14 protein-coding genes are annotated in these 15,294 nt (G+C 53.1%); 10 read left to right on the forward strand and 4 right to left on the reverse strand.

What is annotated here, in order from left to right; all coding sequences use genetic code 11:
- The first annotated feature begins 7 nt into the window (after window positions 1–7).
- From gtdA to dusC, 5 genes are all read left to right on the forward strand, one after another.
- Window positions 8–1,045: a gentisate 1,2-dioxygenase gene (gtdA, locus tag OGY10_RS02855; RefSeq protein WP_048215915.1), complete on the forward strand. Its 1,038-nt coding sequence runs from the start codon at window positions 8–10 to the stop codon at window positions 1,043–1,045.
- Window positions 1,046–1,060: 15 nt separating this feature from the next.
- Window positions 1,061–1,762: a fumarylacetoacetate hydrolase family protein gene (locus OGY10_RS02860; protein WP_191227005.1), complete on the forward strand. Its 702-nt coding sequence runs from the start codon at window positions 1,061–1,063 to the stop codon at window positions 1,760–1,762.
- Window positions 1,763–1,770: 8 nt separating this feature from the next.
- Window positions 1,771–2,415 (forward strand): maleylacetoacetate isomerase, encoded by a 645-nt coding sequence (maiA, locus tag OGY10_RS02865; RefSeq protein WP_003834489.1) that lies wholly within the window; start codon window positions 1,771–1,773, stop codon window positions 2,413–2,415.
- A 14-nt stretch (window positions 2,416–2,429) separates the two neighbouring features.
- On the forward strand, window positions 2,430–3,623 hold the full coding sequence (locus OGY10_RS02870; protein ID WP_191227006.1) for a 3-hydroxybenzoate 6-monooxygenase: 1,194 nt from the start codon (window positions 2,430–2,432) through the stop codon (window positions 3,621–3,623).
- 61 nt (window positions 3,624–3,684) lie between these two features.
- The gene (gene dusC, locus OGY10_RS02875; protein ID WP_100272124.1) at window positions 3,685–4,644 is read left to right on the forward strand and encodes a tRNA dihydrouridine(16) synthase DusC; all 960 of its coding nucleotides are present in this window, start codon (window positions 3,685–3,687) and stop codon (window positions 4,642–4,644) included.
- Window positions 4,645–4,732: 88 nt separating this feature from the next.
- On the opposite strand, the gene yohP is transcribed toward dusC, so the two are convergent.
- Together yohP and OGY10_RS02880 are read right to left on the reverse strand one after the other, a co-directional pair.
- Entirely contained in the window at window positions 4,733–4,816 is an 84-nt protein-coding gene (gene yohP, locus OGY10_RS23760; RefSeq protein WP_015572324.1) for a small membrane protein YohP, read from the reverse strand.
- 70 nt (window positions 4,817–4,886) lie between these two features.
- Entirely contained in the window at window positions 4,887–5,621 is a 735-nt protein-coding gene (locus tag OGY10_RS02880; RefSeq protein ID WP_125362676.1) for a class I SAM-dependent methyltransferase, read from the reverse strand.
- A 169-nt stretch (window positions 5,622–5,790) separates the two neighbouring features.
- On the opposite strand from OGY10_RS02880, the gene mdtQ reads away from it, so the two are divergent.
- Window positions 5,791–7,230, forward strand: a complete 1,440-nt coding sequence (gene mdtQ / locus OGY10_RS02885) for a multidrug resistance outer membrane protein MdtQ (protein ID WP_286576193.1) — start codon at window positions 5,791–5,793, stop codon at window positions 7,228–7,230.
- A 38-nt stretch (window positions 7,231–7,268) separates the two neighbouring features.
- Here the strand turns inward: mdtQ and OGY10_RS02890 are convergent, their stop codons facing one another.
- Window positions 7,269–7,838 (reverse strand): DedA family protein, encoded by a 570-nt coding sequence (locus OGY10_RS02890; RefSeq protein WP_126317691.1) that lies wholly within the window; start codon window positions 7,836–7,838, stop codon window positions 7,269–7,271.
- 239 nt (window positions 7,839–8,077) lie between these two features.
- Between OGY10_RS02890 and OGY10_RS02895 the strand changes: the two genes are divergently transcribed.
- Window positions 8,078–8,665 (forward strand): Yip1 family protein, encoded by a 588-nt coding sequence (locus OGY10_RS02895; protein WP_003834475.1) that lies wholly within the window; start codon window positions 8,078–8,080, stop codon window positions 8,663–8,665.
- Window positions 8,666–8,845: 180 nt separating this feature from the next.
- Window positions 8,846–9,793 (forward strand): D-alanyl-D-alanine endopeptidase, encoded by a 948-nt coding sequence (pbpG, locus tag OGY10_RS02900; protein ID WP_048234922.1) that lies wholly within the window; start codon window positions 8,846–8,848, stop codon window positions 9,791–9,793.
- Window positions 9,794–9,894: 101 nt separating this feature from the next.
- Here the strand turns inward: pbpG and dld are convergent, their stop codons facing one another.
- Window positions 9,895–11,604, reverse strand: a complete 1,710-nt coding sequence (dld, locus tag OGY10_RS02905) for a D-lactate dehydrogenase (RefSeq protein WP_079934531.1) — start codon at window positions 11,602–11,604, stop codon at window positions 9,895–9,897.
- Window positions 11,605–11,836: 232 nt separating this feature from the next.
- Here dld and bglX point away from each other — a divergent pair, with 232 nt between their 5' ends.
- Together bglX and osmF are read left to right on the forward strand one after the other, a co-directional pair.
- Complete coding sequence (gene bglX, locus OGY10_RS02910; protein ID WP_075551243.1) at window positions 11,837–14,134, forward strand: beta-glucosidase BglX; 2,298 nt, start codon at window positions 11,837–11,839, stop codon at window positions 14,132–14,134.
- 232 nt (window positions 14,135–14,366) lie between these two features.
- The gene (gene osmF / locus OGY10_RS02915) at window positions 14,367–15,284 is read left to right on the forward strand and encodes a glycine betaine ABC transporter substrate-binding protein OsmF (protein ID WP_286576196.1); all 918 of its coding nucleotides are present in this window, start codon (window positions 14,367–14,369) and stop codon (window positions 15,282–15,284) included.
- The last annotated feature ends 10 nt before the right edge of the window (window positions 15,285–15,294 follow it).

The following is a 15,294-nucleotide window of genomic DNA, read 5'->3' on the forward strand; positions in this document are numbered from 1 at the left end:
AATCCCTATGTCTGAACTGAATCAGGACGTTAAGAACAGCCGTCAGCAGTTTTACCAGCATATTTCCGGGCAGAATCTGACCCCGCTGTGGGAGTCGCTGCACCGCCTGGTGCCGCCAACACCGAACGCACATTGCGCGCCTGCGTACTGGAACTATCAGGAGATCCGCCCGCTGCTGCTGGAAAGTGGCGATCTGATTGGCGCGAAAGAGGCGATTCGCCGCGTGCTGGTGCTGGAAAACCCAATGCTGCGTGGACAGTCTTCAATCACCCCAACGCTGTACGCGGGATTGCAGTTAATTATGCCGGGCGAGGTTGCGCCGAGTCATCGTCATAATCAGTCTGCGCTGCGTTTTATTGTCGAAGGGAAAGGGGCATTTACCGCCGTGGACGGTGAGCGCACCCAAATGCATGAAGGCGATTTTATTCTGACGCCGCAGTGGCGCTGGCACGATCACGGCAACCCGGGCAGCGAACCGGTGGTGTGGCTGGACGGTTTGGATCTGCCGTTGGTGAACCTGCTGGGCTGCGGCTTTGCGGAAGACTACCCGGAAGATCAGCAGCCGGTCACGCGCAAGGAAGGGGATTACTTGCCGCGCTACGCGGCCAATATGCTGCCGCTGCGTCATCAGAAGGGTAACTCATCGCCCATTTTTAACTATCGCTACGATCGCAGCCGTGAAGCACTGCATGACCTGACCCGCATGGGCGACGCCGATGAGTGGGACGGTTACAAGATGCGTTACGTCAACCCGGTAACCGGCGGTTATCCCATGCCTTCGATGGGGACCTTCCTGCAACTGTTGCCGCAGGGCTTTTCCTCACGAATGGCGCGTACCACTGACAGCACTATCTACCACGTGGTGGAAGGAAGTGGGCAGGTCACCATCGGCAATGAGACCTTCAACTTTTCGCCAAAAGATATCTTTGTGGTGCCGACCTGGCACGGCGTGTCGTTCCAGACCCGCGAAGATACCGTCTTATTCAGTTTTTCGGACAGACCGGTTCAGGAAGCACTGGGGTTGTTCCGCGAAGCACGCTATTAATTTGGGAGAGAGAAAATGACGCAATACGTATTTGAACCACAAGCGCCTGTTACCGTTCCGGTTGTTGGCTGTGAGGAACAATTTCCTGTGCGCCGTGTTTACTGCGTGGGCCGTAACTATGCCGCTCATGCCCGTGAAATGGGTTTTGATCCGGATCGCGAACCACCGTTCTTTTTCTGTAAACCTGCCGATGCAGTAGTCCCGGTGGCGGCTGGTCAGATCCTCGAACTGCCGTACCCATCGCAAACCGATAACTATCACTATGAGATAGAGCTGGTGGTGGCGATTGGCAAAAAGGGCAGTGATATTCCGCTGGAAAAAGCGCACGAATATATCTGGGGCTATGCCACCGGTCTGGATATGACTCGCCGTGATCGGCAGATGGAGATGCGGCAGATGGGGCGTCCGTGGGAAATTGGCAAAGCGTTTGATCTCTCCGCACCCATCGCGCCGCTGCATAAAGCCAGCGAAAGTGTGAATGTTAACAATGCGCCAATCTGGTTGCAGGTCAACGGCGACGATCATCAGCGTAGCGATATTCGCCACCTCATCTGGTCTGTGAATGAAACCATCAGCTATCTGTCTGGTTTCTTCGAACTGCAGCCGGGCGATCTGATCTACACCGGTACCCCAGAAGGCGTGGGGGCGGTAGTGAAAGGGGATGTGATCACCGGAAACGTAGACGGTTTAACCCCCATCGCCGTGAAGATTATCTGAGGTGGATGATGAAGCTGTACAGTTTCTTTAATAGCTCGGCGTCATATCGGGTGCGCATTGCGCTGGCGCTGAAGGGGCTGGATTACCAGACGGTGGGCGTCAACATTCGCATCGGTCAGCAGAACGAACTGGCCTACCGACGGATGAACCCGGTGGGACTGGTGCCGACTCTGGTGACCGATGACGGAGAATCACTTGGGCAGTCGCTGGCAATAATTGACTGGCTGGATGGCCACTTTCCGCAAACGCCGCTGCTGCCTGCCGACTTCCCGGTGCGCAGTAAGGTGCTGGAAATTGTCTATGCCATCGCCTGTGATATCCACCCGGTGAATAACATGCGGGTACTGCGCTACCTGAGCGAAGAGTTAAAGGTCAGTGAAGAAGATAAAAAACGCTGGTATGCACACTGGATCCAGCAAGGGTTAAGCGCGGTGGAACAGATGCTGCGCCAAAGTCATTCGGGGAAGTTCTGCGTGGGTGATGCGCCGACGCTGGCGGATTGCTGTCTGATCCCACAGTGGGCGAACGCGTTACGTATGGGTTGCGATCTGAGCGGATATCCGCGCTGTAAGGCGGTATATGATGCCTGTACTCAACTTCCGGCGTTTATCGCCGCCGCGCCCGAGAATCAACAAGATAAAATTCCAGCCTGATAAGGAGAACGACAATGGCTAAAGTGACACGCGCAATTATCGTGGGTGGTGGGATTGGCGGCGCGGCGACCGCGCTATCGCTGGCTCGTCAGGGCATTAAAGTGATGTTGCTGGAGAAAGCGCACGAGATTGGTGAAATTGGCGCGGGTATTCAGCTCGGGCCGAATGCATTCTCTGCTCTGGACAGCCTTGGCGTGGGGGAAGTCGCCCGTCAGCGCGCCGTTTTCACCGACCACATTACGATGATGGATGCGGTAAACGCAAAAGAGGTGGTCCGCATTGAAACCGGCCAGGCGTTCCGCGATCACTTTGGCGGTCCTTATGCGGTTATCCATCGGGTTGATATTCACGCCAGCGTTTGGGAAGCGGCGCTGGTGCATCCTAACGTTGAGTATCGCACTTCAACTAACGTGGTTGATATTCGCCAGACAGAGAATGACGTCACGGTATTTGATGAGCACGGCAACAGCTGGACGGCGGATATTTTGGTGGGCTGTGACGGTGTAAAATCGGTCGTTCGTCAGTCTCTGATTGGCGATGCGCCACGGGTTACCGGACACGTGGTCTATCGCGCCGTGATTGATTGCGATGATATGCCGGAAGATTTACGCATTAACGCACCGGTGCTGTGGGCCGGACCACACTGTCACTTGGTGCACTATCCGCTGCGCGGCGGTAAGCAATATAACCTGGTGGTGACCTTCCACAGTCGTCAGCAGGAAGAGTGGGGCGTGAAAGATGGCAGCAAAGAGGAAGTGCTCTCCTATTTTGAGGGTATCCATCCGCGCCCGCGCCAGATGCTTGATAAACCGACGTCATGGCGGCGCTGGTCCACCGCCGACCGCGAGCCGGTAGAAAAATGGGGAACCGACCGCATCACGCTGGTGGGGGATGCCGCGCACCCGGTGGCGCAATATATGGCGCAGGGTGCCTGTATGGCGTTGGAAGACGCTGTAACGCTCGGTAAAGCGCTACAGCAGTGTGATGGCGATGCGGCTGATGCCTTTGCGCTGTATGAGTCGGTGCGTATTCCGCGTACCGCACGCATCGTCTGGTCAACGCGTGAAATGGGCCGTGTCTACCACGCCGCAGGCGTCGAGCGTCAGGTACGTAATCTGCTGTGGAAAGACAAATCGCAGGTGGAGTTTTATCGCGGTATGGAATGGCTGTACGGTTGGAAAGAAGATAACTGCCTGTTGCCGCGCTGAGCCTCTTTAATCTCCCGAACGGAGGCGCTACCATAGCGCCTCTTTTTTTGCGGATGACGATATGCGTGTTTTACTGGCGCCGATGGAAGGCGTGCTCGACTCACTGGTGCGCGAGCTGCTGACTGAAGTGAATGATTACGATCTGTGCATTACCGAGTTTGTGCGCGTGGTGGATCAGCTCCTGCCGGCAAAAGTATTTCATCGACTTTGCCCGGAACTGCATAACAACAGCCGGACGCCATCCGGCACGTTGGTTCGCATTCAGCTGTTAGGACAGTATCCGCAGTGGCTGGCGGAGAATGCCGCACGAGCGGTAGAACTGGGCTCGTACGGTGTCGATCTAAACTGTGGCTGTCCATCGAAGCTGGTGAACGGTAGCGGCGGTGGCGCAACATTATTGAAAGATCCTGAGCTTATCTACCGGGGCGCAAAAGCTATGCGCGAGGCGGTCCCGGCTCATCTTCCGGTGACGGTGAAAGTTCGTCTGGGCTGGGACAACAGCGACCGGCAGTTTGAAATTGCCGATGCCGTCCAGCAGGCTGGTGCCAGCGAGCTGGCGGTGCATGGCCGAACCAAAGAGCAGGGCTACAAGGCGGAACATATCAACTGGCAGGCGATTGGCGAGATCCGTCAGCGGCTGTCCATTCCGGTTATTGCGAATGGCGAAATCTGGGACTGGCAGAGCGCCCAGGATTGTATGGCCATCAGCGGATGCGATGCGGTGATGATCGGACGTGGCGCATTAAATATTCCGAACCTGAGCCGCGTGGTGAAATACAACGAGCCGCGTATGCCGTGGCCTGAAGTCGTGACGCTGTTGCAAAAATATACCCGCCTTGAAAAGCAGGGGGACACCGGGCTGTATCATGTAGCGCGGATTAAGCAGTGGTTAGGGTATTTGCGCAAAGAATATTCAGAGGCAACAGAACTGTTTCAGGAAATTCGTGCGTTAAATAATTCGCCGGATATCGCACGTGCGATTCAGGCTATCGAGATTACTGCCTGCTCTCAGTTCCAGTAGGCCGGATAAGGCGTTTACGCCGCCATCCGGCATCAGAGAGAAGAATAGCCTGAGATTTCTGCTATCAGGCCTGGGCGAAATGACGACATCAGAAAATCATCTTAAACACGCCTGTTACCACCAATAGCCCAATCAGAAAAATAATCAGAATTACCCACAGCAGAATTTTCATTAACTTTCCTTTTTTTGGTAAGTTCAGATTGAGTATAGGAAAGTATCAATCATTCTGCCTGGAGGCGTTGTTATGCAGGTTTACGTGCGCTGAGCAGAAACACCATCGGCCGCTCTTTTTCTTCATCTAAAGCCGGGTTTTCAGCAATCTGTTGCGCGGACGGTCCCCATTCATCGACACAGACGATCTCGAATCCGGCGGCAATCAGCGCATTAATCCAGGTCGCCAGCTTACGGTGCTGTTTTTTGACGCCTTCAGCAAACCAGTTACTGATGCGCTCACCTTCCTGCTGATAATGATTAACCGGCCAGGACAGCTGCCCAGTTTTATCTTTTATCCAACCCTGACTAAGCGGTGCGGTATAAATTGGATGCTCGGCAGAGAAAACTAACATACCGCCTGGTGTTAATGACTGGTAAATGGTTACGAATAATCGTTCTATATCGTGCAAATAGTGCAGGGCAAGCGAGCTATAAACCAGGTCAAAAGAATTTGGGGACAGGGTTAGCGTTTCGAGATCTTCACGCTGATAAACGATGCCATTACCCTGCGTCATACTGTGTGCCTGGGTTAACATTTTTTGTGAAATATCCAGTCCCATTACGCTGGCTGCCTGATTATCGCGTGCGTAGCGGCAAAACCAACCATATCCACAGCCCAAATCAAGAATGTTTTTGCCTTGAAGAGAGGGGAGCATCGCTTGTATTGTCGGCCATTCTGGCGCGCCGTCGAGTCCCTTTACTGAACGATCCAGCGTGGCATATCCGGCAAAGAACTCAGGATCGTCATAGATATTCTGTGACATAACATCTCCATCCATTAATTATTAAAATTATTTAATCTATATTATTCACGAGGTGTATATTTTTCTGATTATATATTTTTATTGCCAAAGATGTATTGCCACGCGTAACTAAAAAAGCAACAGCGACAAGTCGTAATCTCTGCACATCTTTTCTTACCTGTATATCTCCATGAATAGTAATTCTGTGTTTGTCACGACGGCATTGTTGCCGCTTTTTGTTCTGATGTCTGGCTGCGCGCCGATGCATGATGACCGCCAGTCTCTGTCACAGCAGACGCCTGCCGCAAATGTCGATACCACATTGCCTGCCGCGTTAAAAAATGGCTGGCCGGACAGCCAGTGGTGGAAGGCATATCACGACCCCCAGCTTAATGCGTTGATTGACAGCACGTTACGAAATTCTCCTGATATGCAGGTCGCGGAACAGCGCATTCAACTGGCGGAGGCGCAGGCTAAGGCCGTGGAAGCGCAGGATGGCCCGGAGATTGACTTCTCCGCAGACGTTGAGCGTCAGAGAATGTCAGCCGAAGGGCTGATGGGGCCGTTTGCCATTACCGATCCGGCCGCCGGGACGACAGGGCCGTGGTACACCAACGGTACCTTTGGTTTAACCGCCGGCTGGAATCTGGATCTGTGGGGTAAGAATCGGGCCGAAGTGACTGCGCGTATAGGAGCCGTTAAGGCGCGTGAGGCTGAGCGCGAGCAAACCCGGCAGCTACTGGCGAGCGGTGTCTCCCGTCTTTATTGGGAATGGCAGACGCAGGCCGCACTGAAAACCGTGCTGACGCAAATCGAAAGCGAGCAGCAAAATGTGATTACCGTCGATCGTCAACTGTATCAAAACGGCCTCACTTCTTCGGTGGAAGGCGTCGAAACCGATATCGATTCCAGCAAAACAGAGCAGCAGCTGAATGATGTCAGCGGTAAAATGAAGGTGATTGAGGCGCGCCTAAGCGCGTTGAGCAACTCGCAGTCCGTTGCCCTGAAGCTCCATTCGACCAAACTGCCCGTGGTTGAAAGTCAGCTTCCGTCCCAGCTAGGTTATTCGCTGCTGGCCCGTCGACCAGATTTGCAGGCGGCTCACTGGTACATTGAGTCATCGCTGAGCAGCATTGATGCGGCGAAAGCGGCGTTTTATCCCGATGTGAATCTGATGGCATTTTTACAACAGGATGCGTTACATCTGAGTGACCTGTTCCGCCATTCCGCGCAGCAAATGGGCGTAACCGCCGGGTTGACGCTGCCTATCTTTGACAGTGGCAGACTGAATGCGAATCTCGATATTACGAAAGCGCAAAGTAATCTGACGGTGGCGAATTACAACAAAGCTGTGGTGGATGCGGTGAATGACGTGGCACGTGCGGCATCGCAGGTAGAAACACTGGCGCAGAAAAATCAGCATCAGCAGCAGATTGAACATGACGCTCAGCGCGTAGTGGGGCTGGCGCAGGCACGCTTTAATGCGGGTATTATTGCGGGCTCCAGGGTTAGCGAGGCAAAGATCCCGGCATTACGTGAGCAGTGCAACGGTCTGCTTTTGCAAGGCCAATGGCTGGATGCCTCAATCCAGTTGACCAGCGCGCTGGGCGGCGGTTATCACGCATCCTGATTTAATCGGCCCGCCGGTGTTCCGCTGTCGGGCCATCTTCATTGCGCTTTACGCGTGCTTCGACGTTTCATCCACCAGCGGACGCCCGCGACTATCGCGATAACCAGCACCAGCCAGATACCATGCTTGATATGCTGGTCGAGGCTGTGCAGCCACGGCGCGATCACTTCGCCACCGACGTAGCCGAGGGTGGTAAATAGCAATGCCCACACAAACGCGCCAAGAATATTCAGCGGTAAAAATATCTTCGGCGGCAGGTGACTGGCGCCAATCAGTAAGGGACCAATAACGCGAAAGCCGTACATAAAGCGCGTACCGACCACAAACAGGTAAGGACGCCGTTGGATCATTTTCTGCGCATAATGAATTTTCGCCTGATGGCGCGAGAAACGACGCAGAATTTTGCCGCCAAAACGACGTCCGAGTAAATAGAGCAACTGATCGCCAATCATCCCACCTAGTGCGACCGAGAGTACCACCAGCGGGAATTTCAGGACTCCCTGATGCGCCACGACGCCGCCTAACAGGGTAATGGTTTCACCTTCCGCCAGGCTGCCGATGATTAACGCAGCATAGCCGTACTGCGCAACATAATGCGTTATATCCATACGTTGTATGACCTCCACGGTAATAGCATACACCCTATGAATACTTGATGCCGGAAAAGACGCATAGTAGCGCTTAACGTCGTTCAGTTCCCTAATGCCTGATGGCGCTTCGCTTATCAAGCCTACGGCTTACACACTTTTTACCCGGCGCTTCGGTATTTTTCATGTGTACATAAAATAATCAAAAGCTGAATTATACTTGAAGTGTTGAGGTCCGGAGCTGACAAGAAGGGGGCGGTATGAACCATGTCTGGGGGCTGTTTTCCCATCCCGATCGTGAAATGCACGTGATCAACAGCGAAAACGAAAGTGTTTCGCATCACTATACCCACCATGTACTGCTGATGGCGGCAATCCCGGTTGTTTGCGCATTTATCGGTACCACGCAAATCGGCTGGAATTTTGGCGATGGCAATATCCTGAAGTTATCTCTGTTGACCGGATTTGCGATGGCGATTCTGTTTTACGGGGTGATGCTGGCAGGCGTCGCCGTCATGGGCCGGGTTATCTGGTGGATGGCACGTAATTACCCGCAGCGCCCGTCGTTGGCGCATTGCATGGTCTTTGCAGGGTATGTCGCGACGCCGCTGTTTTTAAGCGGATTGGTCGCACTTTATCCGCTGGTCTGGCTGTGCGCATTGGTGGGGACCATTGCGTTGTTTTACACCGGTTATTTACTCTATCTCGGCATTCCGACGTTCCTGAATATCTCTAAAGAGGAAGGCCTGAGCTTTTCCAGTTCGACGCTGGCGATCGGTGTGCTGGTACTGGAAGTTCTGCTGGCGATTACGGTAATCCTGTGGGGTTACGGCTATCGGTTATTCTGACGGATAAACCTGTCTGCGCTGCGTTGTTGACGTAAAAGTCAGCAACGCAGCATTTCGAGACGATTCTCCTGTGGCGGCAAACCTGCCGGATCGCTATGATGCCTGAGCTAGCTTGAGATAATACTTAGTCTCTGGCGGTGTGCGTTGTGACGTACGTGAACCATTATCAGAAATCTCATCATGCTGAAATTCCGAGTTTCATTATTAAGCCTTGCCCTGGTGCTGGCCGTTCCTTTTGCACCCCAAGCCGTGGCTAAAACGGCAACTACCGCAGCAGCTTCTCAGCCTGAGATAGCGTCCGGTAGCGCGATGATTGTTGATCTGAATACCAACAAAGTTATCTATTCGAACCACCCGGACCTTGTGCGTCCGATTGCGTCGATTACCAAATTAATGACCGCGATGGTAGTGCTTGATGCACGACTGCCGTTGGATGAGAAGCTGAAAGTTGATATCAGCCAGACGCCGGAAATGAAAGGCATCTACTCTCGTGTGCGACTGAACAGTGAAATTAGCCGTAAAGACATGCTGCTGCTGGCGCTGATGTCATCAGAAAACCGTGCGGCGGCGAGCCTGGCGCATCATTACCCTGGCGGTTATAACGCGTTTATTAAGGCCATGAATGCCAAAGCGAAAGCGCTCGGCATGACTCAGACTCGCTTTGTGGAACCAACCGGCTTATCGATTCATAACGTCTCGACCGCCCGTGATTTAACCAAGCTGCTGATCGCCAGCAAGCAGTATCCGCTGATTGGCCAGTTAAGCACCACGCGTGAAGATATGGCGACCTTTGCCAACCCGGCTTATACGCTGCCATTCCGTAACACCAACCATCTGGTATACCGCGATAACTGGAATATTCAGTTAACCAAAACCGGGTTTACCAATGCGGCAGGCCACTGTCTGGTGATGCGCACCGTGATCAATAACAAACCGGTGGCGCTGGTGGTGATGGATGCGTTCGGTAAATATACCCACTTTGCCGATGCCAGCCGTTTACGTACCTGGATCGAAACGGGCAAGGTGATGCCGGTTCCGGCAGCGGCGCTGAGCTATAAAAAGCAAAAAGCGGCGCAGATGGCAGCGGCGGGTTCAGCGACGAGCGAGCAAACTGCACAGAACGATTAAATAAGACACCTCATCCGGCATACACATAGCTAATGTAGCGGTAGGCCGGGCAAGCGAAGCGCCCCCGGCAACATGTCCGGTGGCGCTTATCTTTTTCTGGTTTACGACTCTTTCCAGAACTTTTGCTTACTCGTTTTACCAATCCCCGGATTCATACTGTTGGTGGGGTCATTCTCGCGGTAAAAACGGGTTAATGTCTCCGGTGCTTTATACAGATGTCCGACGTTATGCTCTGCTGGATACTGTGCTCCGCGCTCGTGCAGAAGCTCCAGCATCTGCTCTTTCAGCGCATGCGCATCCACGCCTTTTTTCACGATGTAATCCTGGTGGAAGACGTAGCACATAAAGTGGCCGTAATAGAGTTTGTGCACCAGTTGGCTGTCGATCTCTGCAGGCAGATGCTCGTACCATTCGGTGTCGTTACGGCGCAGCGCGATATCCAGCGCCAGAATATCTTCCACTTCATCGGCATGTACGGCCTGATAACGAATCGCCGCGCCAGCCGCCGCAAAGCGATGCAAAAACGCCTTGCTGCCTTCTTCCGGCGTACAGGCAAAGAAGTCGCCTTCAGCGGTTTTGAAAAACTCGCTTAGCCAGTTTTGCGCTTCAGCCACGCCACCACCGGCCATTTTTAACAGCAGGTGATGTTCGTACTTATCGCGCCAGCTTTTCATGCGCGCGGGTAAGTGGCTGGGGAACAAATGGCCAAATTTCTGCATTGCCCGATCGGTGAAATGTGGACGGAAAATTTTCACTTTTTCCAGCATCGCATCGGTGCGACCTTTCAGGGTGAAGAAGAACGGCATTTTGTCGGTGCCGAGCTTGTCGATCATCAGAAACGTATCTTTGCCGTATTGTTCAGCGATGTCATAAATATCGCGGTGCATATATTCACCGGCGACCGGCAGATGCTCAAATTTTGCCAAAATATGACGGCGGATCTCCGTCAGCACCTCTGGCTGGTTGGTACCGATGTAAAAGACCTGCTGGTTTTTTTCGGCTTCGAAGGTGTCCAGACGCACCGCAAAAACCGCGAGCTTGCCTGCACAACCGGATGATTCAAACAACCGATCCGGGTCGGCGTTATAGCGAGCGGGCGTGTCCGCCTCAATATCTCTGACGCGGGTAACGTAGTCGTGATCGTGTGCATGACGCCCGTCATGGCGCACATCGTCATCTTTGATCCGCTCGTCATCAAGTTTGCTCAGGATCTGTTCCGGGGTCTGGCCCAGTTCGATACCCAGATGGTTAACCAGCTGTAATTTACCCTGCTCGTCAATACGCGCAAACAGCGACATCTCCGTGTATGCCGGACCGCGCTGAACCAGCGAGCCGCCGGAGTTGTTACAAATACCGCCAATCACTGAAGCTCCGATACAGGAAGATCCGATCACCGAATGCGGCTCACGGCCAAACGGTTTGAGCGCTTTTTCGAGTGAATAAAGCGTGGTGCCGGGATAGGCCAGCACCTGTTCGCCTTTGCCGATGACGTGCAGCTTATCAAGGCGCAGGGTGCTGATAATGACAATCTCGCGGTCGTAATCATTACCGCTTGGCGTAGAGCCTTCGGTCAGCCCAGTGTTGGCGGCCTGCATCAGGATAATTTTATCTGCGGCGACACAAGCGTTCAGGACGCGCCACAATTCTAAAAGCGAGCCAGGGAACACCACGGCGAGCGCATCGCCATGACCGGAGCGGAATCCCTTGCGATAGCGGGCGGTTTTAGCAGGGTCTGTGAGCAGGTGTGAATGACCTACCAGACGGGTCAGTTCATTCAGAAAAGCTTTATTATCTGTTGTAATGGAAGACATTCTCCACTCCTTGTGGTGGGACTCAATATCAGGAACAAGCATAGCGCTTTGTATGACAATACGCTTTCTCATTCACATTGTCTCTGGGTTGTCTTCCACTGAGTCGCGTTGGTTTCGAAAATTAGGAGAATAACCTTAGCTTTCTTTATCGCTCCCGTTTAGTCTTACGGCAAACTGCGGTTTTTGTTATATTTTCGCTGCCTCGTCGGGAAAAAATAAAGAGAGAATCAACATGAAATGGCTATGTTCTGTAGGTGTCGCGGTGAGTCTGGCGTTGCAACCAGCGCTGGCGGACACGCTGTTTGGTAACCATCCTCTGACGCCAGAAGCGCGGGATGCATTCGTTACCGATTTACTTAAACAGATGACCGTGGATGAGAAAATTGGGCAACTACGCTTGATAAGCGTCGGGCCTGATAACCCGAAAGAAGCCATCCGCGAGATGATCAAAGACGGGCAGGTTGGGGCAATTTTTAACACCGTCACGCGCCAGGATATCCGCAAAATGCAGGATCAGGTGATGGAGCTCAGCCGCCTGAAAATTCCTCTCTTTTTTGCCTACGACGTATTGCACGGCCAGCGTACCGTGTTCCCGATAAGTCTCGGCCTGGCGTCCTCTTTTAATCTCGATGCGGTCAGAACCGTTGGCCGTATTTCCGCGTATGAAGCTGCCGATGATGGTCTGAATATGACCTGGGCGCCAATGGTCGATGTCTCTCGCGATCCGCGCTGGGGCCGTGCTTCAGAAGGTTTTGGTGAAGACACGTATTTAACGGCTACGATGGGTAAAACCATGGTGGAAGCGATGCAGGGGAAAAGCCCGGCTGACCGCTATTCGGTGATGACCAGCGTCAAGCACTTCGCCGCCTATGGCGCGGTTGAAGGTGGCAAGGAATATAACACCGTCGATATGAGTCCACAGCGTCTGTTCAACGACTATATGCCGCCGTATAAAGCCGGGCTGGATGCCGGTAGCGGTGCGGTGATGGTGGGTCTTAATTCGCTAAACGGTACGCCTGCAACCTCAGACGCCTGGCTGTTAAAAGACGTGCTGCGTGATGAGTGGGGCTTTAAGGGGATTACCGTTTCCGATCACGGCGCGATTAAGGAACTGATTAAGCACGGTACCGCCTCCGATCCTGAAGATGCGGTGCGTGTGGCGATCAAGTCCGGCATCAACATGAGTATGAGCGATGAGTATTACAGCAAATATCTGCCGGGCTTGATTAAATCCGGCAAAGTGACGATGGCGGAGCTGGACGACGCCGCGCGCCACGTGCTGAACGTGAAATATGATATGGGGCTGTTTAACGATCCGTACAGCCATCTGGGAGCCAAAGAATCTGACCCACAGGACACCAACGCAGAAAGCCGTTTGCATCGCAAAGAGGCGCGTGAAGTGGCGCGCGAAAGCCTGGTGCTGCTGAAAAACCGTCTGGAAACGTTGCCGCTGAAAAAATCGGCCACAGTGGCGGTTGTCGGTCCGCTGGCCGACAGCAAGCGTGATGTGATGGGCAGTTGGTCCGCCGCCGGTGTTGCCGATCAGTCGGTAACCGTGCTGACGGGGATTAAAAATGCCGTCGGCGAACAGGGCAAAGTGCTGTACGCCAAAGGGGCGAATATCACCAACGACAAAGGCATTGTCGATTTCCTCAACCTGTATGAAGAAGCGGTAAAGGTTGACCCGCGTTCGCCGCAGGCGATGATCGATGAAGCCGTTAACGCCGCGAAGCAATCTGATGTGGTTGTCGCGGTAGTCGGTGAAGCGCAGGGGATGGCGCATGAAGCCTCCAGCCGCACCGATATCACCATTCCACAAAGTCAGCGTGACCTGATTGCCGCGCTGAAAGCCACGGGTAAACCGTTGGTTCTGGTGTTGATGAACGGTCGTCCGCTGGCGCTGGTGAAGGAAGATCAACAAGCCGATGCGATCCTCGAAACCTGGTTTGCCGGGACGGAGGGCGGTAACGCCATCGCCGATGTGCTGTTTGGTGATTACAATCCGTCAGGCAAGCTGCCGATGTCTTTCCCGCGCTCTGTTGGACAGATCCCGGTCTATTACAGCCATCTCAATACCGGTCGTCCGTATAACGCCGATAAGCCGAACAAGTACACGTCGCGCTACTTTGATGAAGCCAATGGTCCGTTGTATCCCTTTGGTTATGGCCTGAGCTACACCACGTTTACGGTTTCTGATGTGAAGCTCTCTTCTCCGACGATGAAGCGTGACGGAACCGTGACGGCCAGCGTGCAGGTGACCAACACCGGCAAGCGCGAAGGTGCAACGGTGATTCAGATGTATTTACAGGATGTGACCGCCTCCATGAGTCGTCCGGTAAAACAGCTGAAAGGTTTTGAAAAAGTGAATCTTAAGCCAGGTGAAACTCAGACCGTCAGCTTCCCGATTGATATTGAAGCGCTCAAATTCTGGAACCAGCAGATGAAATACGATGCAGAACCTGGCAAATTTAACGTTTTCATCGGCGTGGATTCCGCCAGAGTGAAGCAGGGCGAATTTGAACTGCTGTAATAGATGAATATAGTCATGCAGCATGCCTGATGGCCCTACGCTTATCAGGCTGACAAAGTCGTATCATCCGGCAAATTCACATTGGGTTTGCCGGATTTTTTTTATTGTATTATCGCCTTACCGCTAATAACTCTCAGCGTTACCACCCAATTGCCAGGTTAAGGCTTGATTTTTCGACTATGCTTTTTCCTCAAGTCTCTGAAAAGGGCCGCAAAAGGATGAGGAGTACAGCATGATAATCTCAAAAGTATCGGTGGGTTCGCTGGTGCTGTTAGCCGCGATAAGCCTACCCTTACAGGCCGCGTCACCCGTCACGGTTGGTTCAAAAATAGATACCGAAGGGGCGCTGCTCGGCAACATTATTTTGCAGGTGCTCGAAAGCCATGGCGTGAAAACTGTCAATAAAGTACAGCTGGGCACCACCCCAGTAGTGCGTGGGGCAATCACCTCCGGTGAGCTGGATATTTATCCGGAATATACCGGTAATGGCGCATTCTTTTTTAAAGATGAAAATGATCCCGCGTGGAAAAATGCGCAGGCCGGTTTCGAGAAAGTGAAAAAGCTGGATGCAGAGCAAAATAAGCTGGTCTGGCTAACACCTGCACCCGCCAATAATACCTGGACCATTGCGGTACGCCAGGATGTCGCGCAAAAGAACAAGCTTGAGTCTCTTGCTGATTTAGGCCGCTACCTGAAAGACGGGGGAACATTCAAACTTGCTGCCTCTGCTGAATTTATCGAACGGGCTGACGCGTTGCCTGCGTTTGAAAAAGCCTATGATTTCAAACTGAATCAAAATCAGCTGTTGTCGCTGGCAGGAGGAGATACCGCGGTGACGATTAAAGCAGCGGCGCAGCAGACTTCTGGCGTCAATGCGGCGATGGCTTATGGCACCGATGGCCCGGTAGCGGCGCTCGGTCTGCAAACTTTAAGCGATCCCAAAGGTGTCCAGCCCATTTATGCGCCAGCACCCGTCGTACGTGAATCGGTGCTGAAAGACTACCCGCAAATGGGAGAATGGCTACAACCGGTTTTTGCCAGCCTGGATGAAAAAACGTTGCAGCAGCTGAATGCCAGTATTGCCGTGGAGGGGCTGGATGCGAAAAAAGTTGCAGCAGAGTACCTGAAGCAAAAAGGATGGGTGAAGTAACGGAGTTTGC

Source organism: Citrobacter sp. Cpo148 (assembly GCF_030332375.1).
Taxonomy (GTDB): Bacteria; Pseudomonadota; Gammaproteobacteria; order Enterobacterales; family Enterobacteriaceae; genus Citrobacter; species Citrobacter portucalensis.

What these genes read in the sequence shown, in the direction of transcription:
- osmF (WP_286576196.1), top strand. Translation starts at nt 14,367, where the DNA reads ATGATAATCTCAAAAGTATCGGTGGGTTCGCTGGTGCTGTTAGCCGCG.
- OGY10_RS02860 (WP_191227005.1), top strand. Translation starts at nt 1,061, where the DNA reads ATGACGCAATACGTATTTGAACCACAAGCGCCTGTTACCGTTCCGGTT.
- gtdA (WP_048215915.1), top strand. Translation starts at nt 8, where the DNA reads ATGTCTGAACTGAATCAGGACGTTAAGAACAGCCGTCAGCAGTTTTAC.
- dusC (WP_100272124.1), top strand. Translation starts at nt 3,685, where the DNA reads ATGCGTGTTTTACTGGCGCCGATGGAAGGCGTGCTCGACTCACTGGTG.
- yohP (WP_015572324.1), bottom strand. Translation starts at nt 4,816, where the DNA reads ATGAAAATTCTGCTGTGGGTAATTCTGATTATTTTTCTGATTGGGCTA.
- maiA (WP_003834489.1), top strand. Translation starts at nt 1,771, where the DNA reads ATGAAGCTGTACAGTTTCTTTAATAGCTCGGCGTCATATCGGGTGCGC.
- OGY10_RS02895 (WP_003834475.1), top strand. Translation starts at nt 8,078, where the DNA reads ATGAACCATGTCTGGGGGCTGTTTTCCCATCCCGATCGTGAAATGCAC.
- OGY10_RS02880 (WP_125362676.1), bottom strand. Translation starts at nt 5,621, where the DNA reads ATGTCACAGAATATCTATGACGATCCTGAGTTCTTTGCCGGATATGCC.
- mdtQ (WP_286576193.1), top strand. Translation starts at nt 5,791, where the DNA reads ATGAATAGTAATTCTGTGTTTGTCACGACGGCATTGTTGCCGCTTTTT.
- pbpG (WP_048234922.1), top strand. Translation starts at nt 8,846, where the DNA reads ATGCTGAAATTCCGAGTTTCATTATTAAGCCTTGCCCTGGTGCTGGCC.
- OGY10_RS02890 (WP_126317691.1), bottom strand. Translation starts at nt 7,838, where the DNA reads ATGGATATAACGCATTATGTTGCGCAGTACGGCTATGCTGCGTTAATC.
- OGY10_RS02870 (WP_191227006.1), top strand. Translation starts at nt 2,430, where the DNA reads ATGGCTAAAGTGACACGCGCAATTATCGTGGGTGGTGGGATTGGCGGC.
- bglX (WP_075551243.1), top strand. Translation starts at nt 11,837, where the DNA reads ATGAAATGGCTATGTTCTGTAGGTGTCGCGGTGAGTCTGGCGTTGCAA.
- dld (WP_079934531.1), bottom strand. Translation starts at nt 11,604, where the DNA reads ATGTCTTCCATTACAACAGATAATAAAGCTTTTCTGAATGAACTGACC.